This is a genomic window from Kribbella jiaozuonensis (genome assembly GCF_005233875.1).
GTDB lineage: Bacteria > Actinomycetota > Actinomycetes > Propionibacteriales > Kribbellaceae > Kribbella > Kribbella jiaozuonensis.
This window is the reverse complement of record NZ_SZPZ01000002.1, coordinates 583975-609409: the sequence shown is the minus strand read 5'-3', so window position 1 is coordinate 609409 and position 25435 is coordinate 583975. Positions and strand designations below refer to the sequence as shown.

At 68.4% G+C, this 25435-nt stretch carries 21 protein-coding genes and 1 pseudogene; 3 read left to right on the top strand and 19 right to left on the bottom strand.

Annotation, left to right across the window (positions count from 1 at the left end; genetic code table 11):
• Positions 1-12 precede the first annotated feature (12 nt).
• Positions 13-768, top strand: coding sequence for an SDR family NAD(P)-dependent oxidoreductase (locus tag FDA38_RS14460; RefSeq protein WP_137254551.1), 756 nt, complete (start codon positions 13-15; stop codon positions 766-768).
• Here the strand turns inward: FDA38_RS14460 and FDA38_RS14455 are convergent, their stop codons facing one another.
• From FDA38_RS14455 to FDA38_RS14415, 9 genes are all read right to left on the bottom strand, one after another.
• Positions 769-1140, bottom strand: a complete 372-nt coding sequence (locus tag FDA38_RS14455; RefSeq protein WP_137254550.1) for a VOC family protein — start codon at positions 1138-1140, stop codon at positions 769-771. It lies immediately after the preceding gene.
• Between the two features lie 34 nt (positions 1141-1174).
• Positions 1175-2428 carry an amidohydrolase gene (locus tag FDA38_RS14450; RefSeq protein ID WP_137254549.1) on the bottom strand — a complete coding sequence of 418 codons (1254 nt, stop codon included), beginning with the start codon at positions 2426-2428 and terminating at the stop codon, positions 1175-1177.
• 73 nt (positions 2429-2501) lie between these two features.
• On the bottom strand, positions 2502-4313 hold the full coding sequence (locus FDA38_RS14445) for a DUF3352 domain-containing protein (RefSeq protein ID WP_137254548.1): 1812 nt from the start codon (positions 4311-4313) through the stop codon (positions 2502-2504).
• Between the two features lie 48 nt (positions 4314-4361).
• On the bottom strand, positions 4362-4988 hold the full coding sequence (locus FDA38_RS14440) for a hypothetical protein (RefSeq protein ID WP_233714716.1): 627 nt from the start codon (positions 4986-4988) through the stop codon (positions 4362-4364).
• 33 nt (positions 4989-5021) lie between these two features.
• Positions 5022-8570, bottom strand: coding sequence for a DNA polymerase III subunit alpha (gene dnaE / locus FDA38_RS14435; protein ID WP_137254547.1), 3549 nt, complete (start codon positions 8568-8570; stop codon positions 5022-5024).
• A gap of 105 nt (positions 8571-8675) precedes the next feature.
• Positions 8676-9326, bottom strand: a complete 651-nt coding sequence (locus FDA38_RS14430) for a DUF998 domain-containing protein (protein ID WP_170989739.1) — start codon at positions 9324-9326, stop codon at positions 8676-8678.
• Positions 9323-10228 (bottom strand): RluA family pseudouridine synthase, encoded by a 906-nt coding sequence (locus FDA38_RS14425; RefSeq protein ID WP_137255466.1) that lies wholly within the window; start codon positions 10226-10228, stop codon positions 9323-9325. The genes FDA38_RS14430 and FDA38_RS14425 overlap by 4 nt, the downstream gene beginning before the upstream one ends.
• A 32-nt stretch (positions 10229-10260) precedes the next feature.
• On the bottom strand, positions 10261-10710 hold the full coding sequence (gene lspA, locus FDA38_RS14420) for a signal peptidase II (RefSeq protein WP_233714715.1): 450 nt from the start codon (positions 10708-10710) through the stop codon (positions 10261-10263).
• Positions 10711-10847: 137 nt separating this feature from the next.
• Positions 10848-11534, bottom strand: coding sequence for a TraR/DksA family transcriptional regulator (locus tag FDA38_RS14415; RefSeq protein WP_137254544.1), 687 nt, complete (start codon positions 11532-11534; stop codon positions 10848-10850).
• Positions 11535-12019: 485 nt separating this feature from the next.
• Between FDA38_RS14415 and ileS the strand changes: the two genes are divergently transcribed.
• Positions 12020-15184: an isoleucine--tRNA ligase gene (gene ileS / locus FDA38_RS14410; RefSeq protein ID WP_137254543.1), complete on the top strand. Its 3165-nt coding sequence runs from the start codon at positions 12020-12022 to the stop codon at positions 15182-15184.
• Positions 15185-15403: 219 nt separating this feature from the next.
• On the opposite strand, the gene FDA38_RS14405 is transcribed toward ileS, so the two are convergent.
• From FDA38_RS14405 to FDA38_RS14380, 6 genes are all read right to left on the bottom strand, one after another.
• Entirely contained in the window at positions 15404-16165 is a 762-nt protein-coding gene (locus tag FDA38_RS14405) for a DivIVA domain-containing protein (protein ID WP_134098310.1), read from the bottom strand.
• A 198-nt stretch (positions 16166-16363) separates the two neighbouring features.
• On the bottom strand, positions 16364-16669 hold the full coding sequence (locus tag FDA38_RS14400; RefSeq protein ID WP_137254542.1) for a YggT family protein: 306 nt from the start codon (positions 16667-16669) through the stop codon (positions 16364-16366).
• A gap of 50 nt (positions 16670-16719) precedes the next feature.
• Positions 16720-17265, bottom strand: coding sequence for a cell division protein SepF (locus tag FDA38_RS14395; protein WP_137254541.1), 546 nt, complete (start codon positions 17263-17265; stop codon positions 16720-16722).
• A gap of 81 nt (positions 17266-17346) precedes the next feature.
• Positions 17347-18060 carry a YggS family pyridoxal phosphate-dependent enzyme gene (locus tag FDA38_RS14390; protein ID WP_137254540.1) on the bottom strand — a complete coding sequence of 238 codons (714 nt, stop codon included), beginning with the start codon at positions 18058-18060 and terminating at the stop codon, positions 17347-17349.
• The gene (gene pgeF / locus FDA38_RS14385; protein ID WP_137254539.1) at positions 18057-18782 is read right to left on the bottom strand and encodes a peptidoglycan editing factor PgeF; all 726 of its coding nucleotides are present in this window, start codon (positions 18780-18782) and stop codon (positions 18057-18059) included. The genes FDA38_RS14390 and pgeF overlap by 4 nt, the downstream gene beginning before the upstream one ends.
• A 9-nt stretch (positions 18783-18791) precedes the next feature.
• A complete protein-coding gene (locus FDA38_RS14380) occupies positions 18792-19775 on the bottom strand; it encodes a S41 family peptidase (RefSeq protein WP_137254538.1) in 984 nt (327 codons plus the stop codon).
• A gap of 56 nt (positions 19776-19831) precedes the next feature.
• On the opposite strand from FDA38_RS14380, the gene FDA38_RS14375 reads away from it, so the two are divergent.
• Positions 19832-20353 (top strand): ArsR/SmtB family transcription factor, encoded by a 522-nt coding sequence (locus FDA38_RS14375; RefSeq protein WP_137254537.1) that lies wholly within the window; start codon positions 19832-19834, stop codon positions 20351-20353.
• A gap of 647 nt (positions 20354-21000) precedes the next feature.
• Here FDA38_RS14375 and ftsZ read toward each other — a convergent pair.
• The 4 genes and pseudogenes from ftsZ to murG form a co-directional block, all read right to left on the bottom strand.
• Positions 21001-21946: pseudogene (ftsZ, locus tag FDA38_RS43070) on the bottom strand (cell division protein FtsZ); the annotation flags it as partial.
• Positions 21947-22106: 160 nt separating this feature from the next.
• Positions 22107-22847, bottom strand: a complete 741-nt coding sequence (locus tag FDA38_RS14365; protein ID WP_137254535.1) for a cell division protein FtsQ/DivIB — start codon at positions 22845-22847, stop codon at positions 22107-22109.
• Positions 22848-22865: 18 nt separating this feature from the next.
• Positions 22866-24338: a UDP-N-acetylmuramate--L-alanine ligase gene (murC, locus tag FDA38_RS14360; RefSeq protein WP_137254534.1), complete on the bottom strand. Its 1473-nt coding sequence runs from the start codon at positions 24336-24338 to the stop codon at positions 22866-22868.
• Complete coding sequence (gene murG, locus FDA38_RS14355; RefSeq protein ID WP_137254533.1) at positions 24335-25423, bottom strand: undecaprenyldiphospho-muramoylpentapeptide beta-N-acetylglucosaminyltransferase; 1089 nt, start codon at positions 25421-25423, stop codon at positions 24335-24337. Before murG ends, murC begins: the two co-directional genes overlap by 4 nt.
• Between the last annotated feature and the right edge of the window lie 12 nt (positions 25424-25435).

Genomic DNA, 25435 nt, shown 5'->3' with positions numbered 1-25435 from the left:
AGAGTGGGTGCTGTGACACGCACTCTGATCACTGGTTCGGCGGACGGCCTCGGGCGGATGCTCGCGCGGGAGCTGGTCGCACAGGGGCATGAGGTCGTGCTCCACGCTCGCAGCGAGCGACGTGCGCGCGAGGCTCTCGCGGCTGTCCCGGGCGCGGCCACGGCCGTCGTCGGCGACCTCTCAAGTCTCGACGAGACGCGGGACGTGGCGCGGCAGGCGAACGAGTCCGGCCGGTTCGATGTCGTCGTACACAACGCGGCGGTCGGGTACCAAGAGCCGCGAAGAAAGACGGTCGACGGGTTGGAGCACGTGTTCGCGATCAACGCGCTCGCGCCGTACCTGCTGACTGTCCTCATCGAGAGGCCGGACCGGCTGATCTACCTCAGCTCGGGCATGCACCTCGGCGGCGACCTGGAGCTGGACGATCTCCAGTGGGTACGGCGGCGGTGGCGTGGAGCGCAGGCGTATTCGGACTCCAAGCTGCACGACGTACTGCTGACCTTCGCCGTCGCCCGGCTGTGGCCGGAGGTGCAGTCGAACGCGGTCGACCCCGGCTGGGTGCCGACCAAGATGGGCGGTCGCGGTGCGCCGGGCGACCTCAGTCAGGGACACCTGACGCAGGCGTGGCTGGCGACCGCGACGGACACCGGCAGCGGTGGGTATTACTACCACGAGCGGCCGCATCGGACTCATCCACTGGCTTCGGATCGCGAGGCGCAGGAGGGGTTCCTGGAAGCCTGCGCCTCGCTCACCGGAGTACGGCTGTAGTCAGAACTGCGAGACGTAGAGACGATTTCCGTCCTGGTCCCGCAGGCTGAACATCGGCGGGACTCCAGGCCACTCGAGCAGCTCGTCGGTGTCCACGCCGCTGTCGAGGAAATGCTGATGGGCGGCCTTCGCGTCCTGGCTGCCCATCCGGATGCCGGTGTCGACACCGGCCGGGTTGCCTTCCGACGCTGGTACGAGCGCGATGCTCGCGGACGATCCGGCCGGCGCGACGACGATCCAGCGACCGCCGAACTGCGGCAGCGGGGCGTCCATCAACACCTCGAAGCCCAGCGTCTCGGTGTAGAACGCGACCGCACGGTCCTGGTCGGTCACCGGTACGCCGACGGTCCGGATCTCGCTGATGTGGTTCATGGTGGTTCTCCTTCTCGTGAAGAGGTGCTTTCACTCAGGAGGTAGAACCCGGTCCCGGCTTTTCGACATCACCCGGCAAAGAATCGAGCCAGTGGCGGGCCGCGGTGACCAGTGCGTTGACACCGATCTCGATCGTCGGGCTCGGGACCGGGTGGTAGTGCGGCGAGTGATTGGACGGCAGACCGGCCACGACCTGGACAATCTGCTCCATCGACTCGGCGCCGGCGAACTCGGCCGGGTCGGCCCCGCCGAGCAGCCAGTAGACGATCGGCGCGTCGGCGGACTCGGCGAGAATGCCGACGTCCTCGCTGCCCGTGATCAGGCCCGGGTCGACCACCCGTCCGGCACCGACGACGGACTCCAGCACCTGCTGCGTCCGTTCGGTGGCGGCAGCATCGTTGATCAGGGCGGGCACGGCCTCCAGTCGCTCGACGGTCGGCGGTCGCGGGGCCCCGGCGGCCTGAGCCTCCGCGGCGACGATGCGCTCGATCGCTCCGAGCACCCGGCCGCGCACCTGCTCGGAGTAGCTGCGGACATTCACCAGCAACTCGGCCTTGTCGGGGATGATGTTGGCCTTCGTGCCGGCGTTGATCGCACCGACAGTGAGTACGGCGGTGTCGTTGCCGGCGACCTCCCGGGAGACCACGGTGTGCAGGCGGACGGTGGTCGTCGCCGCGAGCAGGACCGGATCGACCGTCGCCTCCGGGCGGGACCCGTGACCGCCCACACCGAACAGCGTGACGCGCAGGGTGTCGGCGGACGCGAACGAGGGTCCGGGTCGCAACCCCAGCGTGCCCGCCGGGATCGGGGCCACGTGCTGGCCGAGAACGATGTCGGGTTTCGGCACCTTCTGGTACAGGCCGTCGTCGACCATGTCCCGAGCGCCGGCGCCGAGCTCCTCGGCAGGCTGGAACACGACCACCAGCGTCCCGCGCCACCCGTCGCGGTCGGCGGCCAGCTCGACCGCAGCGCCGAGGAGGCAGGTGACGTGCATGTCATGACCGCAGGCGTGCATGACGCCGTCGACCGTGCTCGCGTACGGAAGTCCGGTCTCTTCGGCGACCGGCAAGGCGTCCATGTCGGCACGCAGCAACACCGTCGGCCCGTCGCCCTGACTCAGCACGCCGACGACACCGGCTCCACCGACGCCCTCGAGTACGTCGAAGCCCTGTTCACGCAACCAGCTCGCGGCGATCCCCGCCGTACGGTATTCATCCCCGGACAGCTCCGGGTGAGCGTGCAGATCCTCGTAGGTCGACCGCAACCGTGCTACCAGGTCCCCGTCCATATCCGCACTGTAGACGATCACGAAGAAGCCCCGGGCCGTCCACGTGCGGACGCCCGGGGCTTTCAGCGAGTGGCTACTTCGCGACGACCCGCAGGCTGAACTCGGCCTGGCCGTCGCCGGTCGAGCGGGTGACGATGCCGGCCGAGCGGAGCGCCGCCAGGTCCTTGTCGTCGGCGAACCGCTGGCTGAGCGAGCCGATCGACGCGAAGTCGACGTACCCGATCATCAACGCGCCCTTGGTGTCCGGCAGCGCCTGCTTGAAGTTGTCGGTCCCGCCGAGGTTGCCGCCCTGCAGCACCTGGTCGGCGTACTCCTTGCTGGTCGAGACCACCAGCGTGTCGTCGTCCTTCGCGGTCTCGATCGGGATGTTGGCCGACGAACGCTGCCGCAACAGCGAGGTCAGCTTCTGTACCACCGGCTCGGCCTTCGCCGGGTCGGTCTCCATCCGGGCAGCGATCTTCGGACCGTTCGCGGTGTCCTTGTCCATCGCGACCGCGAGGTTCTTACCGGCCAGGCTCTTCAGGTCGTCCGGCAGCGTCAGGCCGGTCTCCTCGCTGATCCGGTCGAGCATCGGCTTGAGGTTCTCACCGCCCGCCTTCTGCACCTGCTGCCACGCGGTGTCGATCAGGTTGTCGCCACCGGAGATCGCGATCGCACCGGCCGTGCTGTCCGGCAGCTTCGTGATCAGGTCGGCGGCGTCGGCGCCCGAGTTCACCTTGATGCTCTTGTCGCCCTGGCCGATGCCCTTGAGCTCGACGTACGACGCGTCGAACCGCAGCGCGACAGCCGTCGTGGCGTCGCCGAGGCCGGCGATCTGACCGGAGTCGACCTTGCCGGTGATCGAGGCGATCCCCTTCACGTCCGCCCAGCCCGACAGGAAGCCCTGCTCGCCCAGCTTGTCCATGTCCGCGCTGTACTTCGCGTTCTTGGTCAGCGGGTTGTCCTTGGCGGTCTCGACGGCCGAGTCGACCGTCGCCTGGTCGTCGGACAGCAGCATGTACCCGTCGCTGAACGCGCGGCCGGGCTTCTTGTCCTCGTTCGCGAGGAGCTTGTCCATGCCCTTGTTCGCGGCGTCCTGGTTCTTCACCTGGACCGCGACCACCACGTCCGGCTCGCGCTTGCCGTCGGCCGGCGGGAGCGCGGCGACGCCGGCGCGGTCGCCGAGCCACGGCTTGATGTCCTTGTCGTAGTCGACGTCGGCGAGGTCGTCGCCGGAGGACTTCTTGATCTGCTCGAACAGCTTCTGCCGCAGATCGTCCTTGTCGCCGGTCAGCCTGAGCTTGTCCTTCACCGACGGGAACTTCATCATGAACCGGATCGCGGCGACCTTCTGGCCGGCGGACGGGTTCAGGTCCACCCTGGCGTACGCAACCGCCGTACCCGGCAGCACGTCGGCGGGCTGCTTGCCGCCGGCAAGCTTGCCGTAGGCAAAGATTCCGCCGCCGGCCACGACCAGGACCATCGCGAGGGCGGCGATGATCGGGATCACCTTGCCGCGCTTCTTCTTCGGCTCTGGCTGCCACTGCGGCTGACCACCGATGTGCATCTGCTCGTACGACGCCTGCCCCGGCTGACCGTACTGCGGACCGCCCTGGCCGTACTGCTGGCCGTACTGCTGCCCCTGCTGCGGCCCGCCGTACTGCGGCTGACCCTGCTGCGGGTGCATCGGCTGCTGCGGCGGATACCCGGGCTGCTGTCCGTACTGTGGCTGACCCTGGGGCTGTCCCTGCGGCCCCCGCGGCGGCTGACCCTGCTGCGGCGGAACCGGCGGCCGGCCCTGCTGCGGCCACGGGTTCTGGCCCGGGTGCTGGCCGGGCGGCGGACCGTACTGCGGACCGCCGGCGCCTGGGTACTGCGGGTTGGGGGGTTGGTTCTGGTCGGACATAAGCTCCCTCGCTGGCTCCGGTGGCCTCACCCGCCGGACCTGCAAAGGCTAGTGGACCGGTGGCGCAGGGTCTGACGCAGGAGGTTGCGAAGTGGTTGCAACCGGAGCAACAGGATCCGCGCGCCACGTCGTGGCCGCGATCACCGCGCACGCGAGCGCAGCGCCGACGAGCCATGCGGCCACCGGTGTCCAGGTATGCAGCTCGAGCGGCGCCGCCACCAGGTCACCCGGCCGGGCGGCCCGCAGCCGCGGCTCGATCGCGTCGTGCCCGAGCAGCATGCCGACGCCCCAGCAGACGCCCCCACCCAAGCAGGCGCCGAGGGCAACAATCGCCACCGACCACGGACCGTAGTTCCGCAGCCACCAGAACAGCGCTCCACCGAGCACCAGCGCGGCGAGGAACCCGATCGCGGTGAACGTCCCGTCCGGCCCGAAGATCCGGGTCATCTGCTCCTCGCCGAGCGCACCGCCCTGCTCGTCCACGGTGTACTGCGCGAGCGGGGAGAACTCCTGCCACGCCCACCCGGCCACCACGCCGGCCACGAGGAACACCGCGACCGTCACCAGCACGGCCTTCGCCCACGGCAGCGGACGCTCAACCACCGGCGGCGCACCGAACGGATTACTCGACGCCGGCGCCACGTACGGCGAAGGCTGAGACGACTCTTGACTCACGTCGACAGTGTGCCGCATCGGTTCCAGCGCCGATCAGCTGGCCAGGCAGGACGGACCGAGGAGCGCCTTCAGGTCGGCCATCAGCGAGGCCGTCGGCGTGACCCGGTACTGATCCGCGATCCGCCAGATCTCGGTCTTCTGCCGCGCCTGCAGCTTGAGCTGCACCTCGGTCATCCCCGGGTGCGACTTCAGCACGTCCCGCAGCTGCGTAACCACCGGCGGCGTACACCGGTTGGCCGCCATCGTGATCACGACCGGTCCGCTCGGGCCCTCGGTCAGGTCCGGTACGACAACCTCGTCGCCGCTCAGCTCGAGCCGGTCCTCGCGGCGGCGTACCCGGCCCTTCATCAGGATGATCGCGTCGTTGGTGAGCAGGTGCGCATGCAGCTGGTACGCCGAGGAGAACATCATCACCTCGATCGAACCTTCGAGGTCCTCGATCGTGACGATCGCGTAGATGTCGCCGCGCTTGTTCACCTTCCGCTGGACCGCGGTCACCAGGCCGCCGATCGTGACCCGGCTGCCGTCCGGACGGTCCTCGTCGGCGAGCAGCTGCCCGATCGTGCAGTCGCTGCCGTTGGTGAGCACGTGCTCGACGCCGAACAGCGGGTGGTCGGACACGTACAGCCCCAGCATGTCGCGCTCGTGCGCGAGCTTGGTCGCCTTGTCCCACTCCTCGATCTCGGGGACGGTGACGGTCAGGCGGCTGTTGCCCTCGCCCTCATCCGCATCGTCGTCACCCATCGAGAACAGGTCGAACTGGCCGTGCGCCTCGTTCCGCTTGAGGTCGATGGCTTCGTCCACGGCCTGCTCGTGCACCGCGACCACGGCCCGGCGCGCGTGGTTCATCGAGTCGAACGAACCGGCCTTGGCCAGCGACTCGATCACGCGCTTGTTGCAGACCGGCAGCGACACCTTGTCGATGAAGTCGACGAAGTCGGTGAACCGGCCCTTCTCCTCGCGGGCCGCGACGATCTCGGCGACCACGTTCACGCCGACGTTGCGGATCGCGGACAGGCCGAAGCGGATGTCGGTGCCGACCGGGGTGAAGTTCGAGTCGGACTCGTTGACGTCCGGCGGCAGCACCTTGATACCCATCCGGCGGCACTCGTTCAGGTAGATGGCCATCTTGTCCTTGTCGTCCTTCACGGACGTCAGAACAGCGGCCATGTACTCCGCCGGGAAGTTCGCCTTCAGGTACGCCGTCCAGTAGGACACCAGCCCGTACGCCGCGGAGTGCGCCTTGTTGAACGCGTAGTCGGAGAACGGGACCAGCACGTCCCAGAGCGCCTTGATCGACTGCTCGGAGAAGCCGTTCGCCTTCATGCCCTCGGAGAAGCCGACGTACTCGGCGTCCAGGACCTCGCGCTTCTTCTTACCCATCGCCCGGCGGAGCAGGTCGGCTTTACCGAGCGTGTACCCGGCGAGCTGCTGGGCGATCGCCATGACCTGCTCCTGGTAGACGATCAGGCCGTACGTCGTCCCCAGGATCGGCTCGAGCGCGACGGCGAGCTCGTCGTGCGGGTAGCTGATCTCCTGCTGCTTGTTCTTGCGGAGTGCGTAGTTGGTGTGGCTGTTCGCACCCATCGGACCGGGCCGGTAGAGCGCGCCGACCGCGGAGATGTCCTCGAAGTTGTCCGGCCGCATCAGTCGCAGCAGAGCCCGCATCGGGCCGCCGTCGAACTGGAACACGCCGAGCGTGTCACCGCGGGCCAGCAGGTCGTACGTCGGTTGGTCGTCGAGCGACTTGGCCAGCTGGTCCAGGTCCAGTGTGATGCCGCGGCTCGCCTCGACGTTCTTGACCGCGTCGTCCATGATCGTCAGGTTGCGCAGACCCAGGAAGTCCATCTTGACCAGGCCGAGCGTCTCGCAGCTCGGGTAGTCGAACTGGGTGATGATCTGGCCGTCCTGCTCGCGGCGCATGATCGGGATCAGCTCGATCAGCGGCTCGCTGGACATGATCACGCCGGCCGCGTGCACACCCCACTGGCGCTTCAGGTTCTCCAGGCCGCGGGCGGTGTCGACGATCTTGCGGACGTCCTGGTCGGACTCGTACAACGAGCGGAACTCGGTGGCCTCGGAGTACCGCTTGTGGCCGGAGTCGAAGATGCCGGACAGCGGGATGTCCTTGCCCATCACCGACGGCGGCATCGCCTTGGTGATCCGGTCGCCCATCGCGAACGGGTAGTCCAGCACCCGGCCGGCGTCCTTGATCGCCTGCTTGGCCTTGATCGTGCCGTAGGTGACGATCATCGCGACCCGGTCGTCGCCGTACTTCTCGGTGACGTAGCGGATCACCTCGGGGCGGCGACGGTCGTCGAAGTCGATGTCGAAGTCGGGCATCGACATCCGCTCCGGGTTCAGGAAGCGCTCGAAGATCAGACCGTGCTGGAGCGGGTCCAGGTCGGTGATCTTCATCGAGTACGCGCACATCGAGCCGGCGCCGGAACCACGGCCCGGACCGACCCGGATGCCGTGCTCCTTGGCCCAGTTGATGAAGTCGGCGACGACGAGGAAGTACCCGGCGTACCCCTTCGAGGTGATGACCTCGATCTCGTACTCCGCCTGCTTGCGGACCTGGTCCGGGATACCGGCCGGGTAGCGCCGGTGCAGGCCGGTCTCGACCTCGGCGACGAACCAGGACTCCTCGTTGTGACCCTCCGGGCAGGGGAAGCGCGGCATGAACCGGCCCTCGCCCTCGGTGAAGCTGACGTCGCACTGCTCGGCGATCAGCAGCGTGTTGTCACAGGCCTCCGGGAAGTCCTTCCAGACCTCGCGCATCTCGGCGGCGGTCTTGACGTAGAACTCGTTCGCGTCGAACTTGAACCGGTTCGGATCCGTCATCGTCGAGCCGGACTGCACGCACAGCAGCGCGGCATGCGCCTGGGAGTCCTCGGGCTTGGTGTAGTGCAGGTCGTTGGTCGCGACCAGTGGCAGGCCGAGCTCCTTGGCCAGCTTGAGCAGGTCCTTCTGGATGTCCCGCTCGATGCCGAGGCCGTGGTCCATCAGCTCGCAGTAGAAGTTCTCCTTGCCGAAGATGTCGCGGAACTCCGACGCGGCCTCGACGGCCTCCTTGTACTGGCCCAGGCGGAGCCGGGTCTGCACCTCGCCGGACGGGCAGCCGGTGGTCGCGATCAGGCCCTGGCCGTAGGTGTTCAGCAGGTCGCGGTCCATCCGGGGCTTGAAGTAGTAGCCCTCGAGGCTGGCCAGCGAGCTCATCTTGAACAGGTTGTGCATGCCGGAGGTGTTCTTCGCCAGCAGCGTCATGTGCGTGTACGCACCCGAGCCGGAGACGTCGTCACGGCCGGAGTTCGCGTCGCCCCACTTGACCCGCTTCCGCTCGGAGCGGTGGGTGTGCGGCGTCAGGTACGCCTCGACGCCGATGATCGGCTTGACGTCGTACTTCTTCGCGGTCTTCCAGAACTCGTACGCCCCGAACACGTAGCCGTGGTCGGTCGTCGCGATGGCCGGCTGCCCCATCTCCTGGGCGGTTTTGAACAACTCGTCGATCCGTGCGGCGCCGTCCAGCATCGAGTACTCGGTGTGCACATGAAGATGCACGAAACTGTCGCTGGACCCCATATCGGCGCGGACCTCCCAGGGCGTAAGTGAGCGTGACTGAAGCAGCCTAGTTCGCCCCTCAGACAGTTTCCGAACGGGCTCTCCGACGAGTCCCCAACCCGCCCGCTATCCGGTCAGTCTCAGCACTCGTACGGCGAGCGGCACGACGCACAACGACACCAGGAAGAGCGCGAACCGCTGGGCCAGACCCTGGACCGCGGTGCCGCCGGTGAACACCGTCACGGCCAGCGCGGCGACGATGACGAAGCCGGCGATCCGGGTCGGGCCGGCCAGGTCGCGCCAGCCGTCGAGCGTGCGCATCCGGCGGGAGAGCAGGAACGGCGCGATCACCGTCGCGACGCCGGCAACGACGTACGACGCGAGGTGCACCTTGGCGTGCCAGGAGTCGAACGAGGCCGTCGACACGCACGCGGCGTCCGCGTCGCGGCAGTCGAGGCGGAAGAAGGCGTCGCTGAGGTTGTCCCAGCCGGCCAGCGACAAGGCGACCAGCCAGGCGCCGGCGGACTCGCGGCCGTCGGCGGTGCGCAGGGCAGGGCGCAGTACGAGAAGCGCGAACGCGATCGTGAGGACACCGGCGATGCCGAGGCTGAGGCGGGCCAGGGTCGCGTGGTGGGCGGTGAGCGCCGCCAGGTCGCTGATGTCGTGGCGGGCGGCGTTGTAGCCGTGGCCCTCGATCGCGCCGCCGACGAGCGTGCCGACGATGAAGACTCCCTGCGCGACGATGGTGGCGATCGTCAGCGCCCGGCGGGCCCTCATGTGTCGACGAGCAGGTCCAGGGCTTGGTCCAGGTCGGCCGGGTACTCCGAGGTGAACTCGACATACTCGCCGGTGCCGGGGTGGGTGAAGCCGAGGCGCATCGCGTGCAGCCATTGGCGGGTGAGGCCGAGGCGTTCGGCGAGGACCGGGTCGGCGCCGTACGTCAGGTCGCCGCAGCACGGGTGGCCGATCGCGGACATGTGGACGCGGATCTGGTGCGTGCGACCGGTCTCGAGGGTGATCTCGAGGAGCGTCGCGTACCGGAACGCCTCGAGGGTCTCGTAGTGGGTCACGCTCGGCTTGCCGCCGGCCACCACGCCGAACTTGTAGTCGTGGTGCGGGTGTCGATCGATCGGCGCGTCCACGGTGCCGGTGAACGGGTCGGGGTGACCCTGCACCAGCGCGTGGTAGATCTTCTTGACCGTCCGCTCCTTGAAGGCGCGCTTGAGGGCGGTGTACGCGTACTCCGTCTTCGCGACCACCATCAGCCCGGACGTGCCGACGTCGAGCCGGTGCACGATGCCCTTGCGCTCGGCCGCGCCGCTCGTGGAGATGTTGAACCCCGCGCCGGCCAGGTGCCCGATCACGGTCGGGCCGGTCCACCCGGGCGACGGATGCGCGGCGACCCCGACCGGCTTGTCGACGACGACGATCTCGTCGTCGTCGTACACGATCCGCAGGTTGTCCACGGTCTCCGGTACGACGGTCACCTCGGACGGCGGCGCCGGCAGTTCGACGTCGAGCATCACACCGGCGGTCACGCGGGCGGACTTGAGCGCGGCGACGCCGTCGACCTGGACCAGGCCGGACTCGATCAGCTCCGCCGCCTTGGTCCGGGACACGCCGAACAGCCGGGACAGCGCCGCGTCGAGCCGCTCCCCTGCGAGACCGTCCGGCACCATCACGGTCCGGGACGTCCCTGAGGTTCCAGATGTCACCGCCGCTGCTCCCGGGTCCCGTCGAGCTTGACCCCGCGCAGCGTCTGGATCACCAGCAGGATGGCGGCCGACGTCACCGCCATGTCCGCGACGTTGAAGATCGCCCAGTGCGGCGTCTGCAGGAAGTCGACCACGTGCCCGTGGAACGCCGACGGCTCGCGGAAGATCCGGTCGATGATGTTCCCGACCGCGCCGCCGAACAGCAGCCCGAAGGCGACCGCCCAGCCCGCCGACCCGAGCCGCCGGGACAGGTAGACCACGCCGATCGCGACGGTGATCTGCACCGCCGAGATGTACGGCGTGTAACCGGTCCCGAGGCTGAACGCGGCGCCCGGATTCCGGATCAGGTTGAACTTGAGCAAGCTCCCGATCACGTTCACCGGCTCACCGGGCGTGAGATGAGTCAAAGCAAGCGCTTTGGTGATCTGGTCGAGAAGCAGGATCAACAGCCCGACCCCGCCGAACAACCCGATCCATTTCCACGACCGGGTCGACGGAGGAGACGGCGGAGAACCGGCCGACGATTCGTCGGCCGGTTCCGTTGGTTCTGCGTCTCCCACCTGGTGAGACGAGGTGGGGTCGTTCAGCGGCGTTCCTGGCGTTCTTTGCATGACACGCACAGTGTCGCACGCGGGAACGCCTGCAGCCGACCCTTGCCGATCGCGTTGCCGCAGTTCTCGCAGACGCCGTACGTGCCGTCGTCGATCCGGGTCAGCGCGAATTCGATCTGGTTCAGCATGTCGCGGGCGTTGTTGGCCAGCGACAGCTCGTGGTACCGCTCCAGGGTGGTCGACCCGACGTCGGCCTGGTCGTTCCCGGCGCCGTCGCTGCCGTCGCGGAACAGGCCCGCGATCTCCTGCTCGGCGTCGCGAATCTCTTCCTTGAGGTGCTCGACCTCACCCTCGAGTTCCGTGCGGAGCTCGGCGAGCTCGGCAGCGGTCCACGGATCCTCGCCCGGCTTCACCTTGAAGGTTTCGGCCGTATGTGCAGCGGACTTCGCCGGCGCCGTGGCCGGGGTCCTGTTCTCGTTCGTCTTCATGGCCACCCTCTTCGTCTGGGCTTCCTTGGCAGGGATCTTCTTGGCCGGAGCCTTCTTGGCCGCGGTGGAAGTCGACGCCGACTTCTTCGCGGGAGTCTTCTTGGCCGGCGCAGTTTTCGCCGGGGCTTTCCGGGCCGTTGTTTTCTGGACCGGCTCGGACTTCTTCGCGGCGCTCTTCTTGGCCGCGGCAGAACGTTGGGGGGCGGACTTCTTCTGTGCCGATGTAGCCATGCTGATCAGCTACCCCCTGCCTTCGTCGGAGACTGAAGCGGACTGGTCGCAAGACAGTAGGCCACGTGATCACCACGTGCCAGCCCGACGCGCAGACCGTGGACATACGGTAGTCGGTTCTTCAAGTCCGCTCGATGTTCCGCGCGTCACAGCCTCGTCTCAGCGACTACGCTATGTCACCGAACGTTTCAGTCGGCTCATCGGCCACTCCCCCAAGAACGATTAACGATTCGTAGTCAGCTGGTACGACGCCGTACACTGACAACCGCGATCCGCAAGGCATTGATGGGGCCATCACCCCGGAGCCGCCGGAAGAACGGTCTGTAAGGGACCTATTAGAACCGGCAGCGGCAGCAAAAGGAAGTGGGTATCTCGCGGAGGGATACCAAGGAGGGTGGTACCGCGCGGCTCCCGGCTGGTCCGGGTGCTTCGTCCCTCGCCACAGCAGCTCAGCAGCAGCACTGGCGACGAAGGACGACGGACAGATGGCGGCAGAAACCCCTCACACCCCTTGGCGGCAGGTTCCCGCCCAGGTCGACTTCCCCGCGCTCGAGCGCGAGGTGCTCACCCTCTGGGACGAGCACGACACCTTCGCCAAGAGCCTCGAGCAGTCCGCCGGCGGTCAGCCGTGGACGTTCTACGAAGGCCCGCCGACCGCGAACGGGATGCCCGGCACGCACCACATCGAGGCCCGCGTCTTCAAGGACGTGTTCCCGCGCTACCGGACCATGAAGGGGTTCTGGGTCGAGCGCAAGGCCGGCTGGGACTGCCACGGCCTCCCGGTCGAGGTCGCGGTGGAGAAGGAGCTCGGCTTCAGCGGCAAGAACGACATCGAGGCGTACGGCATCGCCGAGTTCAACGCCAAGTGCCGCGAGTCGGTGCTGCGGCATGTGGACGCGTTCAACGAGCTGACCGTCCGGATGGGCTACTGGGTCGATCTCGAGCACCCGTACAAGACAATGGACCCGGAGTACGTCCAGTCGGTCTGGTGGTCGCTCAAGCAGATCCACGACAAGGGCCTGCTGGTCGAGGACTACCGCATCACGCCGTACTGCCCGCGGTGCGGCACCGGTCTGTCCGACCACGAGCTCGCCCAGGGGTACGAGACCGTCGTCGACCCGTCGGTGTACGTCCGGTTCCCGCTGACGTCCGGTCCGCTCGCGGGCAAGGCGTCGCTGCTGGTCTGGACGACGACGCCGTGGACCCTCGTGTCGAACACGGCCGTCGCCGTACACCCCGACGTCGAGTACGTCGTGGCCACGGACGGCGTGGAGTCGCTGGTCGTCGCCAAGCCGCTGCTCGACCGGCTCGGTGAAGGCTGGACGGTGACCAACGAGTACGTCGGCCGCGAGATGGAGCTGTGGAACTACCAGCGGCCGTTCGAGCTCGTCCCGTTCGACGAGCCGGCGCACTACGTCGTACTCGCGGACTACGTCACCACCGAGGACGGCACCGGTCTGGTGCACCAGTCCCCCGCGTTCGGTGCGGACGACCTCGCGGTGGGCCGCGCGTACAACCTGCCGGTCGTGAACCCGGTGGACTCCAGCGGTCACTTCAACGCCGACGTACCGCTGGTCGGCGGGCAGTTCTTCAAGAAGGCCGACGAGGACCTGGTCAAGGACCTCGACGCGCGCGGTGTGCTGTTCAAGCACGTGCCGTACGAGCACCCGTACCCGCACTGCTGGCGCTGCCACACCCCGGTCATGTACTACGCGCTCCCGTCCTGGTACATCCGCACCACCCAGGTGAAGGACGCCCTGCTCCGCGAGAACGAGCAGACCAACTGGTACCCGGACTCGGTCAAGTGGGGCCGGTACGGCGACTGGCTGCGCAACAACATCGACTGGGCCGTCTCCCGCTCCCGCTTCTGGGGTACGCCGCTGCCGATCTGGCGCTGCGCCGACGACCACCAGGTCTGCGTCGGCTCGCTGGCCGAGCTCGGCGAGCTCGCCGGTCGCGACCTGAGCGCCACCGACCCGCACCGGCCGTACGTCGACGACATCACCTTCGACTGCCCGCAGTGCGGTCAGGAGGCACGTCGCGTGCCCGAGGTGATCGACGCCTGGTACGACTCGGGCTCGATGCCGTTCGCGCAGTGGGGCTACCCGTGGGCGGAAGGATCGAAGGAGAAGTTCGCGCAGAGCTACCCGGCCGACTTCATCTCCGAGGCGATCGACCAGACCCGCGGCTGGTTCTACACGCTGATGGCGATCGGCACGCTGGTCTTCGACGAGTCGTCGTACCGCAATGTCGTCTGCCTCGGGCACATCCTGGCCGAGGACGGCCGGAAGATGTCCAAGCACCTCGGCAACATCCTCGAGCCGATCCCGCTGATGGACGACCACAGCGCGGACGCGGTGCGCTGGTTCATGGCCGCGTCCGGTTCGCCGTGGAAGGCACGCGGCATCGGGCCGAACGTGCTGAACGAGATCGTCCGCAAGGTGCTGCTGACCTACTGGAACACGGTCGCGTTCCACGCGCTGTACGCCCGGCTGGCCGGCTGGTCGCCCGCCGAGAAAAAAGGCACAGCCGCTCCTGCCGTATCAGATCGCTCGGTGCTGGATCGGTGGCTGGTGAGCGAGACGCACCGGCTGGTCCGCGACACCGACGAGGCGTACGCCGCGTTCGACACGCAGCGGCTCGGTCTGCTGATCAACTCGTTCGTCGACGTGCTGTCGAACTGGTACGTCCGCCGTTCGCGCCGCCGGTTCTGGGCCGGTGACGCCGGCGCGCTGGCCACGCTGCACGAGACGCTCGAGGTGCTGACCCGGGTGATGGCGCCGCTGACGCCGTTCGTCACCGAGCGGGTCTGGCAGGACGTGTTCCGCCCGGTCGCGCCGGAGCTGCCCGAATCGGTCCACCTGTCGAGCTTCCCGACGTACGACGAGACGCTGATCGACGACGTCCTCGCGCAGCACGTGTCGATGGCCCGCCGGGTCGTCGAGCTCGGCCGGTCGGCCCGCGCCGAGGCGAAGGTGAAGACACGCCAGCCGCTGGCCCGTGCGCTGGTCGGATCGGCCGCGATCGCGGACCTGTCGCCCGAGCTGTTGCAGGAGATCGCCGACGAGCTCAACGTGGGCACGGTCGAGCCATTGTCCGCAGCGGGTGCGGATCTGGTCGAGTTCTCTGCCAAGGGCAACTTCCGCGAGCTGGGCAAGCGGTTCGCCAAGCAGACGCCGGTGGTCGCGGCCGCGATCGCCGCCGCGGATGCCGGTGCGCTCGCGGTCGAGCTCAAGGAGACCGGGTCGGCGAGCGTCGTGGTCGACGGCGCGGACGTCCGGGTGAGCGAGTCCGAGGTACTGCTGTCCGAGCGGCCGAAGGAAGGCTGGTCGGTGGTCAACGAGCAGGGCGAGACCGTTGCCCTCGACCTCGAGGTGACGCCGGAGCTGCGGCAGGCCGGCCTGGCCCGCGAGGTGGTCCGGACGTTGCAGGAGGCCCGGAAGAACGCCGGCCTCGAGGTCTCGGACCGGATCAAGGTCTGGCTGACCTCGACCGACGCCGAGCTGTCCGATGCCCTGGGCAAGCACGCCGACGAGATCGCCCGCGAGGTGCTCGCCGTCGAGCTGAACCAGTCCGCCCCCTCGGAGGCAGACGTTGCCAGCGGCACCGAAGAGGACCTGCAGCTGAGCTACTGGCTGACCAAGGCGTAAAAGCCGTACGGCGCGGGCCCGCACTTCCGGGCTCGCGCCGAGCTGTTCCGTGGTGTGTTCCCCGATGGACCGGCCGGGGAATCACCCGCACTTCTCAGACGTACATCTCTCGCCTGCCCTGACGCCCTGTCACCACGGTGGGACCGTGTGTCAGAAGTGTCCAGACATGACGAAGAGGCGGTGCCGCCGGAAAGCACCGCCTCCTCAACGAGGTGTTATTTACACGCCGTGACCGTGAGCCTGGGCGCGGGCCTCCGGGCGGAAGCCGTTGCGCGGGCTGAGCGTGTCGTCGCCGTTGCCGAGCGCCTTCAGCTGCTCGGTGAAGTACGTCTTCAGGCGGCTGCGGTACTCACGCTCGTACGCGTGCAGGTCGTCGATCGTGCGCTCGAGCTGACCCTTCTGCTTCTCCAGGGTGCCGAGCATCTGCGCACGACGCTCCGCGATCTCGCCGTCGAGCTTCTCGGCGCGGGCGCGGGCCTCACCGGTCATCCGGTCGGCCTTGCCACGCGCCTCGTTCTCCAGGCGCTCCGCCTTGGCGCGGGCCTCGCCGATGATCTTGTCGGCGGTGTCCTTCGCCTCCTGGACCAGGTCGTCGGAGTGCTTGGTGGCCATCTCCAGCAGCCGGACGGCCGAGCTGGAGGCGTCGCCGACCGAGCCGGCCGCCGCAGCTGCACCAGCCGCCGCGACCGCGGGCATCACCGGGGGCTTCTCCTCCGGCTTCTCGACCACGACCGGGGGCTTCGGCTGCTGCACGACAGGCGGCAGGGCGGCGGTCTGGTCGACGACCGGCCGCTGCTGGTCCGCACCCGCGCGCTGCGCCGCCGCGAGCTTGGCCCGCAGCTCCTCGTTCTCGGCGAGAAGTCGCTCGAGCTCTGCCTCGACCTCGTCGAGGAAGGAGTCGACCTCTGTGACGTCGTAGCCCTCCCGTAGTCGGACGGGCGTGAATTGCTTCGAGCGGACGTCATCCGGCGTCAGCGGCATCTTTCACCTCGTTTGTCTGTGTCTTGGCGGAGTCCCCGTAGTGTTGCACCCCGGCGACTCAGTAGATCACGTTATCGCTTCGTTGTCTTATGACGGAATCCGGGCGGTCGACAACGGTCCTGCCCAGCGGAGCGGCCCCGTAGATACGGCCCCGTTTTTCCCGAGACTCTACCTACCCAGTCCTCGCCGTTCTCACCCTCACAACGACCGTAGAGCCGTTGAGTTGATGGACATCGCCACCGAAACGATGACGAACAGCATCAGCATGGACAGGTCGATCCGCACCCCGCCGGCCCCGATCGGGGGCAGGATCCGCCGGAGCGGCCGCAGCAGCGGATCGGTGATCGAGTAGATCAGCTCGAAGAACAGGAGCAGTGGGCCCTTGGGGTGCCACTGGGGCGCGAACATGACGATCAGGCTGAGCACGAACCTCGCCACCAGTACCAGGAAGAAGGCGAGCAGCACCCAGCTGAGGACACTGAGGACGAGCGCTAGAGCATTCATGTCGTCAATGAGTGTAGAAGACGGCGGAAGGCCAGGAACCAACCAGAGCGTCAGCTCTGGTTGTAGAACCCGTCCGCGGCGATCTTCTCCTTCTCCTCGGCGGCGACCGTGACGTTCGGCGGGCAGACCAGGAAGACCTTGGTGGTGATCCGCTCGATCGATCCACGGCAGCAGAAGATCAGCCCGGCGGCGAAGTCGACGAGTCGCTTGGCGTCGGCGTGATCCATCTCGGTCAGGTTCATGATGACGGGAGTGCCGTCGCGGAAATGCTCACCGATGACGCGCGCCTCGTTGTAGCTGCGCGGGTGCACGGTGGTGATGCGGGCCAACTCGGTAACCTCCGGGGACGGCGCGACCCCGCGCCGGTCTGGGAACTTGCTGACCGTCGCGCCGCTGGTGGTCTCGCGGTCCTCGCGAGATTCGCGGCTCTCCCGGCCGGCAGGTACCGGCTCGGTCTCGTGGGAGTCCCCGTCAACATCGTCGACTGCGTCGTCGTCGTACTCGTCGTACTCGTAGTCGTCGTACCGCGCGTTGTAGCGCTCCCCGTCCTCGACCAAGCCGAGGTACACACCCATCTTGCGCAGTGCGCCGCTCATGGCCCTCCAGCACCTCGATCCGGTTCGACGGTGAAACGACAACAACGGTGAGCAGGAAGCAAAACCTGCTCGATGTCGACACTAACCGAGTGGAGGACGCGTACCGAGTAAGGCGCGCCCGAGCCGGACGTGTGTCGCACCGTGCTTGATCGCGGCTTCCAGATCGCCGGTCATCCCGGCCGAGATCCAGTCGGCGCCGGGGTGTTCGGAGCGTAGCCGCGACGCTACTTCCCGCAGTCCGGCGAAGGCTTCGCCAGGGTCCGATCCCAGCGGTGCGACCGCCATCACCCCGCCGAGCTCCAGCCCGTCCGCGGCCGCGATCTCCGCGGCCAGATCGGGTACGTCGGAAGGCTCGACACCACCCCGCCCGGCGCCGGTCGCCGCCTCGGCCGATCCGTACGCCGCAAGGCTCACCTGGATCAGGCAGCGCAGCGTCTTCTCCTCGGCGACCGCGGCCTTGGACAACGCTTCGACGAGTGACGACCGATCGACGGAGTGCACGACCGACGCGTTCCGCACAACGGACCTGGCCTTCTTCGACTGCAACTGGCCGACGAAGTGCCACGTGAGGTCCGGACACTCCGGCGCCTTCACCTTGAGCTCCTGCTCGCGGTTCTCGCCGACGTCCCGGACTCCGAGGGCCGCCAGCGCCCGTACATCGCTGACTGGGAAGGTTTTGGTGATCGCGACAAGGGTGACCTCGTCCGGGGATCTCCCGGCCGCCTGACAGGCCTTCTCGATCCGCTCCTGAACCTGCAGCAAGTTGCTGCGCAGCTCGTCGGCGCGATCCGTCATGGCGTCACCAGTTTGATCAGCCCCGCCATCCGGCCGCTGGTCGGACCTTCGCGACGGTACGAGTACAGGTTCTCGGACTCGATCGTGCACGCGGTCGCGTCGACCACCTCGACGTCGAGCTCGGCCAGTTGCGCCTTCACCCCGGCCGCGACGTCGAGAGCCGGCGTCCCCCAGCTCGTCTCGGAGTACGCCGCCGGCACGCGCTCCGCGACCTCGGCGCGCATCTCCTCAGGAACCTCGTAGCACTTCCCGCACGCATACGGCCCGAGTACGGCGGTGATGCGCGAGGCGCCGAGGTCCCGCATCGCGTCGACGGTCGCCGGCACGATGCCGACGTACATGCCCTTGCGTCCGGAATGCGCTGCGCCGATCACGCCGTCGCCGACCAGCAGCACCGGAAGGCAATCCGCGGCGCGTACGGCGAGCACAACATCGGTGCGCGTCGTGACGAGCCCGTCCGCCTTCGGGTTCTGCTCGAGCGGCAGGTTGTCGTCCGGGCCGACGACATGGACGTCGCGGCCGTGGACCTGGCTGACCCGGACGACCGCGTCCGGCTCCACGTCGAAAGCGGTCGCGACCCGGCGGAAGTTCTCGGCGATCCGCTCGGCGTCCTCGCCGTACCCGCCGAGATTGAATTCGCCGTACGGCGGTTTGCTGGCGCCGCCGTACCGATCCGTGAAGACGACCCGGGCGGGGATGCGAACCTCGTCGTAGCCGAACACGTCTGAAGGTTATCCAGCCACAGCGACCGGACCCAGTACTGTCCGCGCCTCGTCGGTCACACTGTTGCGCTCCGGCTCTGCCGGCAGCCCGATCACGTGCTCGGCCGCCCGGCGATACGCCTCTGCGAACGCCTGCTCGGCAGGGACTGCGAGATCGGGAGTGACGCCGGTGCCCTCCCAGTTGGTCCCGGAGACCTGGTTGACCGATCGCGCCACCGGCACCGAGGCCTCGAGCTGCTCGTGCAGCTTGAAACCGCGACGCGGGTGCGCGCCGCCGCCCGTCTGTTCGCCCACGATCGTCGCCCGCTTGAACTGCTGCAGGTTGTACGCCAGTTCCTCACCGCCCGAGAACGTCGCCGGGCTGGTCAGCACCCAGATCGGCTTGTCCTTGGCGAACCTCGGACCCGGAACGTACGCCGATGTCCAGAACTGCCGCGTGGTCCCGTCGCCCGGGTTCACCAGGTCCTGCAGGTGAACCGGCTCGTCTGAGTCGAGCAGGTAGGTGCAGATGAACGCGACCTGATCAGGTGACCCGCCCAGGCAACGGCGTAGGTCGAGGAGCAATGCGTCGGTCGATGCGAGCAGTGACAGCGCGGCCGTGACCGCCGAGGCGGCGAGTTCGAGCGGATACAGCAACGGGCGGATCTCCAGCAGGCCGATGTTGCCGTCGAGCCGTTCGACGCGTGCCATCCCGCCGGCGTCGAGCTCGGCCCGCCGGCGCCAGTGCGCCTCCTCCGCCGCCGGGTCCGTCTCGTCCGGCAGCCCGTCGCGGCGGAAGATCAGCCGCAGGTGCTTGTCCCGGTTGCCGAGCTGCAGGTCGGCCGTGACCCGTTCGGCCAGTTCCTCCGGGGTCCGGAGTTCGTCGTACCGGCCGTCGGCGACCGCCGTCGCCAGCCGGTCCCTGACCTCGGCGCCGACCTCGGGGAAGACGTAGTGCTCGCCGACCAACGCGCCCAGCCGGCCGAGAACGGCTCTGATCTCTTCGATGTCCATGGCAGGAGTAGAGCATCCGGATTGACAAAGCGTCAAGAATTCTCGACGCTTTATTCATGGCCGAGATCGTGGATCACCTCGAGGTGTCGAGCGCCGCCCAGTTCAAGGCGCTCGGGCACCCGCTGCGGCACCGTCTGCTGTTCGCGCTGGGGCAGGAGGCGGCGACGATCAGCCAGCTCTCCGCAGCACTCGGTACGGCGAAGGGCAACGTCGCCCATCACCTCGGCGTACTTCGTGACGCCGGCATGGTCCACGTCGCAGAGACGCGGCAGGTCCGTGGTGGGACCGAGCAGTACTACCGCCGGTCCGTCCGGCGGTTCGGCTTCACCGGTGAAGGCGCGCGGGCGAACAACACCGTCGCGCTGCAGGCGATCGCGGCGGACCTGGAAACGGCCGATCCCGACCCGATGTTCACGGTCCGGAACCTCCGGCTGACCGCAGCTCAGGCGGAAGAACTCGCCGAAACCCTGAGCGGGCTGGTCGACGGGCTGACCAACGCCGGCCCCGAGGAGGCGCGGTACGGCGTCGTCGTGTCGGTCTACCGCCCGCGCCAGGCTCAGCCGCCGACCGACGGCTGAGGCCTCCGGCTACTTCAGGAAGTCCGGGATGTCGAGGTCTTCCTCGGGCTCCGGCTTCTTCGGCTTCGGCGCGCTGGACTGCGTCGGCTGGCTGGACTGGCTGCCTGCCGAGGTGCTCGGTCCGTGCGTCGGCCAGGAGTGCTGGGTCGACGGTGCGGTCGGCGACGCCGGAGTGTGCGGCGCGGACTGACCTGGCTGGACCGTGCGGACCGGGTCGCCGGGCTGCGGGCGGGCGGAGTTCGTCGTACCGACGCCGTTGCGCGGCTCGGTCGGCGCGGGCACCGGGACCGTGTCGTCGGTCGGAGTCGGCTGCGGGGCGGACGACTGCGCTGCCTGGTTCGAAGCCGGCTGCTGGCCCGGCACCGAATGCGTGGGCACAGACTGCTGACCGTTGGACGTGGGCTGCGCAGGAACCGATTGCCCTGTCGCGCCAGGAGCCTGGCCCGCACCCTGCTGCCCGCCGGTGAACTGACCGCCGGTCCCGGGCTGGCCCGACTGCTGGCCGGGAGCCTGACCGCCCGGCTGGTTGCCTTGCTGGCCGGACTGTGACGTCGAGCCGCCTGACATCGGGGCCGAGTAGCTCTGGGAGGCCGGTCGCGAGGACTGCGGGCGGGCCTGGTTCATCGCCTGCTCGCGGCGCTTGGGCATGCCGCCGTCGAAGCCGGCCGCGATCACCGTGACGCGCACCTCGTCGCCGAGGGCGTCGTCGATGACCGCGCCGAAGATGATGTTCGCGTCCGTGTGCGCGGACTCCGACACCAGCTGGGCCGCCTCGTTGATCTCGAACAGGCCCAGGTCGGACCCGCCCGCGATCGAGAGCAGGACGCCGTGCGCACCCTCGATACTTGCCTCAAGCAACGGAGACGAGATGGCCGCCTCCGCGGCCGCGACCGCACGGTCCTCGCCGCGGGACGAGCCGATACCCATCAGCGCGGAGCCGGCGTTCGACATGACTGCCTTGACGTCGGCGAAGTCCACGTTGATCAGGCCGGGCGTGGTGATCAGGTCGGTGATGCCGGAAACACCCTGCAGCAGCACCTGGTCGGCCTGCTTGAACGCGTCCAGCACGGACACGGCGCGGTCGGAGATCGTCAGCAGGCGGTCGTTCGGAATCACTATCAGCGTGTCGACTTCTTCGCGGAGGGTGGCAATGCCGTCCTCCGCCTGGGTCGCGCGCCGCTTTCCCTCGAAGGAGAACGGCCGCGTGACGACACCTATCGTCAACGCTCCCAGCGAGCGGGCGATCCGGGCCACGACCGGCGCGCCGCCGGTCCCGGTGCCACCACCCTCGCCGGCGGTGACGAAGACCATGTCGGCGCCCTTCAGCGCCTCCTCGATCTCCTCGGCGTGGTCCTCGGCGGCCTTCTGCCCGATCGCCGGGTTCGCACCGGCGCCCAGACCACGGGTCTCCTCGCGGCCGATGTCGAGCTTGACGTCCGCGTCGCTCATCAACAGCGCTTGCGCGTCGGTGTTGATCGCGATGAACTCAACGCCCTTCAGACCGTGCTCGATCATCCGGTTGACGGCGTTCACGCCGCCCCCGCCGATACCAACGACCTTGATGAGTGCCAGGTAGTTCTGCGGTGCCGCCACGTCCGCGCCTCTCGCCTCGTTCGTTTCCCGTTGTCCAGCGAAAAGACTGAACCTCAAGTGAATGCTTAGAGTTATGTCAACTTTAGATTACGACGCACGGTACGGGACGCCTCCGGGCAAAGTCCACGCGCCTCGCCGCGCATGCGCCGGATGTGACTCGTCACCGCTTTTCCCCTTTGGTGACAGGGAGATCGGGCGCCGAGACGTCGTACACCTTCGCCTGCCGCTTCATCAGCACGCTCAGTACCCCGGCCTTGCGCTCACTGTCATCGGAACTACCCCAAACGACCTTCACACCCGAGCTGAGGTTGAGCGTGATCGAGTCCGGCGACGCCGCCGAGATCGTGCCCACCTGTGCCCGCAGGGTCTCCGGAAGGGCCGCCGAAACCGTCACCACCGAGTGCACGGTGACGTCGCGCCGTACCCCGGTCACCTTCGCCTCCGGCAGTCCGGCCGGCCGATCCGGCACGGTCCGGTACGACGTACCGGTCGCGTCGACCAGCTCGTACCGCGAGCCGTCGGTGACGACCACGACCGGAACCCGTTCGGTGACGACGATCACGATCTTGTTCGGCCAGGCGCGGGTCACCTGCGCGTCCGCGACCGCCGGGATCTCCCGCACCCGGTCCGCGATCGACCGCAGATCCACCTTCGCCAGCGGGGTGCCGATCGGCGCCGCCGCGGTCTGCTCGATCGTTGCCAGCGGCACCGTGTCGGCACCGCTGATCCGGACGCCCGAGACCGCAAGCACCGAAGAGAAGTAGAACAACCAGACGATCAGCCCGGCCACGACGAGCAGTCCGCCGCCGATCGCCCAGGGCAGCCAACTCCGCCAGCGCACCAGCCGTTGCCGGCGCGCGAACCGCTGCTGTGCCCGAGCCAGATCAACGCTCTGGCTCATTCAACAAACCCCACCCAATTACTCCACCACAGGTGTGAGCGCGTCGGCCGCAGGCTCGCGGGCCGATTCGCGCACAGCGGCGCGTTCGGCCAGCAGCCCAACGACTTCCGGGCCGATCAGCGTCACGTCGCCCGCGCCCAGCGTCACCACCAGGTCACCCGGCTCGGCCAGGTCCGCGACCAGCTGCGGTACGGCGGACCACGACGGCTCGAACCGGACCTGGTCCGGCTTCAGCGGCACGTGGTTGGCGATCAGCGCCCCGGTGATCCCCGGCTCCGGGTCCTCGCGGGCCGCGAACACGTCCATCACGACGACCTCGTCGGCCAGCGCCAGCGACTCGGAGAACTCCTTGGCGAAGATCCGCGTCCGGCTGAACAGGTGCGGCTGGAAGCACGCGATCACGCGCCCCTCCCCCGCCACCGTGCGCGCCGCGGTCAGGTCCACGGCCAGCTCGGTCGGGTGATGCGCGTACGAGTCGAACACCCGCACGCCGTCCTCGAGCCCCTTGAACTCGAACCGCCGGCCGGTGCCGGTGAACGCCGCCAGCCCTTCGGCCAGGTCGGCCGCGGAGAACCCGAGCCCGAGCCCGACCGTCAGCGCGGCCGAGGCGTTCAGCGCGTTGTGCTTACCTGCCTGCTGCAGCTGGACCATCGGCAGCTTCCGCCCGCGGTACACCGGCACGAACGACTGCGTCGCGCCGTTCGCGGTGATCTCGGTGACATGCAGATCCGCGTCCTCGGACTCGCCGTACGTCCGTACGTCGATGCCGCGGTCCCGCGCGTACTCCGCCAGCCGTCGCGCGCCGGCGTCGTCCTGGCAGATCACCATGAAGCCCTCGGGCAGCACGCGGTCGCAGAACTCCTCGAACGCCTTGCGGTAGCTGGCCTCGTCGCCGTAGTTGTCCAGGTGGTCCGGCTCGACCGACGTGACGATCGACACCTCGGGCGAGTAGGTCAGGAACGACTTGTCCGACTCGTCAGCCTCGGCGACGAACAGGTCGCCGGTGCCGTCGTGGGCGTTCGACCCGGACTCGTTCAGGTTGCCGCCGATCGCATACGACGGGTCGGCGCCGCAGTGCTGCAGCGCGACCGTGAGCATCGACGTCGTGGTCGTCTTGCCGTGCGTGCCGGCGACCGCGAGCGTACGGCGGCCGACCATCACCGAGGCGAGCGCGGCGGCCCGGGGCAGGATCGGGATCCCGGCCTCGCGGGCGGCGACCACCTCGGGGTTGGTCTCACGGATCGCGGTCGACACCACCACGGTGTCGACATCCTTGACGTGCTCGGCGGCGTGACCGACCCAGCATGTCGCGCCGAGCGCCCGGAGCGCGGCGAGCACCTTGCCGTCCTTGGCGTCGGACCCGGACACCTCGATCCCGCGCGAGGCCATGATCCGGGCGATACCGGACATTCCGGCTCCGCCGATCCCTACGAAGTGCACTCTGCCCAGCTTTTCGGCAGGCAGCAGCGTGTCAGGTGCGGTGACGATCACGAAGCAGACCTCACCACATCGAGGATGATCCGCGCCAATCGCTCGTCGGCATCCGTCCGGATCACACCGGTCGCAGCTGTGGACATGGCTGTCAGACGCTCGCGGTCGTGCAGAAGTTGCGGCACGTTCGCCCGGACCCAGTCCGCGGTCATCTCGGCGTTGTCGATCAGCACACCGCCACCCACGTCCACCACGGGCTTGGCGTTCAACCGCTGCTCACCGTTACCGATCGGCAGCGGAACGTAGATCGCGGGCAGCCCGACCCCGGACACCTCGGTCACGGTGTTCGCCCCGGACCGGCAGACGACCAGGTCGGCCGCGGCGTACGCGAGGTCCATCCGGTCGACGTAGTTCAGGACGACGTACGGATAGCGGCCGGTCTGCGGTACTTCGAGGCTGTTCTTGGGGCCGATCGCGTGCAGGACCTGGATACCGGCCGCCTGCAGGTCGGCGGCGGCGCCGGAGACGGCCTCGTTGATCTGTCGCGCACCCTGCGAACCGCCGGTCACGAACAGCGTCGGCGCGTCCGGGTCCAGCCCGAAGAACTGCCGCGCCTCGGCCCGCAGCGCGGCCCGGTCCAGCGTCGAGATCGCGCGCCGGATCGGCAGCCCGACGTACTCGGCGTGCGGCAGCTCGCTGCCGGGGAACGACGTTTTCACGTGCTGCGTGCAGTAGCGGGCGGCGAACTTGTTGGCGATCCCCGGCACCGCGTTGCCCTCGTGCACGACGATCGGCGTCTTCCGCCGCCAGGCGGCGACGTACGCCGGGGTGGAGACGTAGCCGCCGAACCCGACCAGGACGTCGGCCTTGGCCTCGTCGAGCGCCCGCCGGGCCGCGCTGACCGAGGCCAGCATCTTCCCCGGTACGGCGAGCAGCGCCGGCGTGGGCCTGCGGGGCAGCGGCACCGGCGGGATCAGCTCCAGCCGGTAGCCGGCCTCCGGCACGACCCGGGTCTCGAGGCCGCGCTCGGTCCCGAGGGCGAGGATCTCGACGGTCGGGTCGATCCGGCGCAGCGCGTCGGCGGTGGCGATCAGGGGTGAGGTGTGGCCGGCGCTACCGCCGCCGGCCAGAACGATGCTGGGCACAGCTTTCAACGC

Bases quoted from the DNA above. Each gene is read 5' to 3' on its own strand.
- FDA38_RS14455 (WP_137254550.1), bottom strand. From the start codon at position 1,140: ATGAACCACATCAGCGAGATCCGGACCGTCGGCGTACCGGTGACCGAC.
- FDA38_RS14450 (WP_137254549.1), bottom strand. From the start codon at position 2,428: ATGGACGGGGACCTGGTAGCACGGTTGCGGTCGACCTACGAGGATCTG.
- FDA38_RS14445 (WP_137254548.1), bottom strand. From the start codon at position 4,313: ATGTCCGACCAGAACCAACCCCCCAACCCGCAGTACCCAGGCGCCGGC.
- dnaE (WP_137254547.1), bottom strand. From the start codon at position 8,570: ATGGGGTCCAGCGACAGTTTCGTGCATCTTCATGTGCACACCGAGTAC.
- FDA38_RS14430 (WP_170989739.1), bottom strand. From the start codon at position 9,326: ATGAGGGCCCGCCGGGCGCTGACGATCGCCACCATCGTCGCGCAGGGA.
- FDA38_RS14425 (WP_137255466.1), bottom strand. From the start codon at position 10,228: ATGGTGCCGGACGGTCTCGCAGGGGAGCGGCTCGACGCGGCGCTGTCC.
- FDA38_RS14415 (WP_137254544.1), bottom strand. From the start codon at position 11,534: ATGGCTACATCGGCACAGAAGAAGTCCGCCCCCCAACGTTCTGCCGCG.
- ileS (WP_137254543.1), top strand. From the start codon at position 12,020: ATGGCGGCAGAAACCCCTCACACCCCTTGGCGGCAGGTTCCCGCCCAG.
- FDA38_RS14405 (WP_134098310.1), bottom strand. From the start codon at position 16,165: ATGCCGCTGACGCCGGATGACGTCCGCTCGAAGCAATTCACGCCCGTC.
- FDA38_RS14400 (WP_137254542.1), bottom strand. From the start codon at position 16,669: ATGAATGCTCTAGCGCTCGTCCTCAGTGTCCTCAGCTGGGTGCTGCTC.
- FDA38_RS14395 (WP_137254541.1), bottom strand. From the start codon at position 17,265: ATGAGCGGCGCACTGCGCAAGATGGGTGTGTACCTCGGCTTGGTCGAG.
- FDA38_RS14390 (WP_137254540.1), bottom strand. From the start codon at position 18,060: ATGACGGATCGCGCCGACGAGCTGCGCAGCAACTTGCTGCAGGTTCAG.
- FDA38_RS14380 (WP_137254538.1), bottom strand. From the start codon at position 19,775: ATGGACATCGAAGAGATCAGAGCCGTTCTCGGCCGGCTGGGCGCGTTG.
- FDA38_RS14375 (WP_137254537.1), top strand. From the start codon at position 19,832: ATGGCCGAGATCGTGGATCACCTCGAGGTGTCGAGCGCCGCCCAGTTC.
- FDA38_RS14365 (WP_137254535.1), bottom strand. From the start codon at position 22,847: ATGAGCCAGAGCGTTGATCTGGCTCGGGCACAGCAGCGGTTCGCGCGC.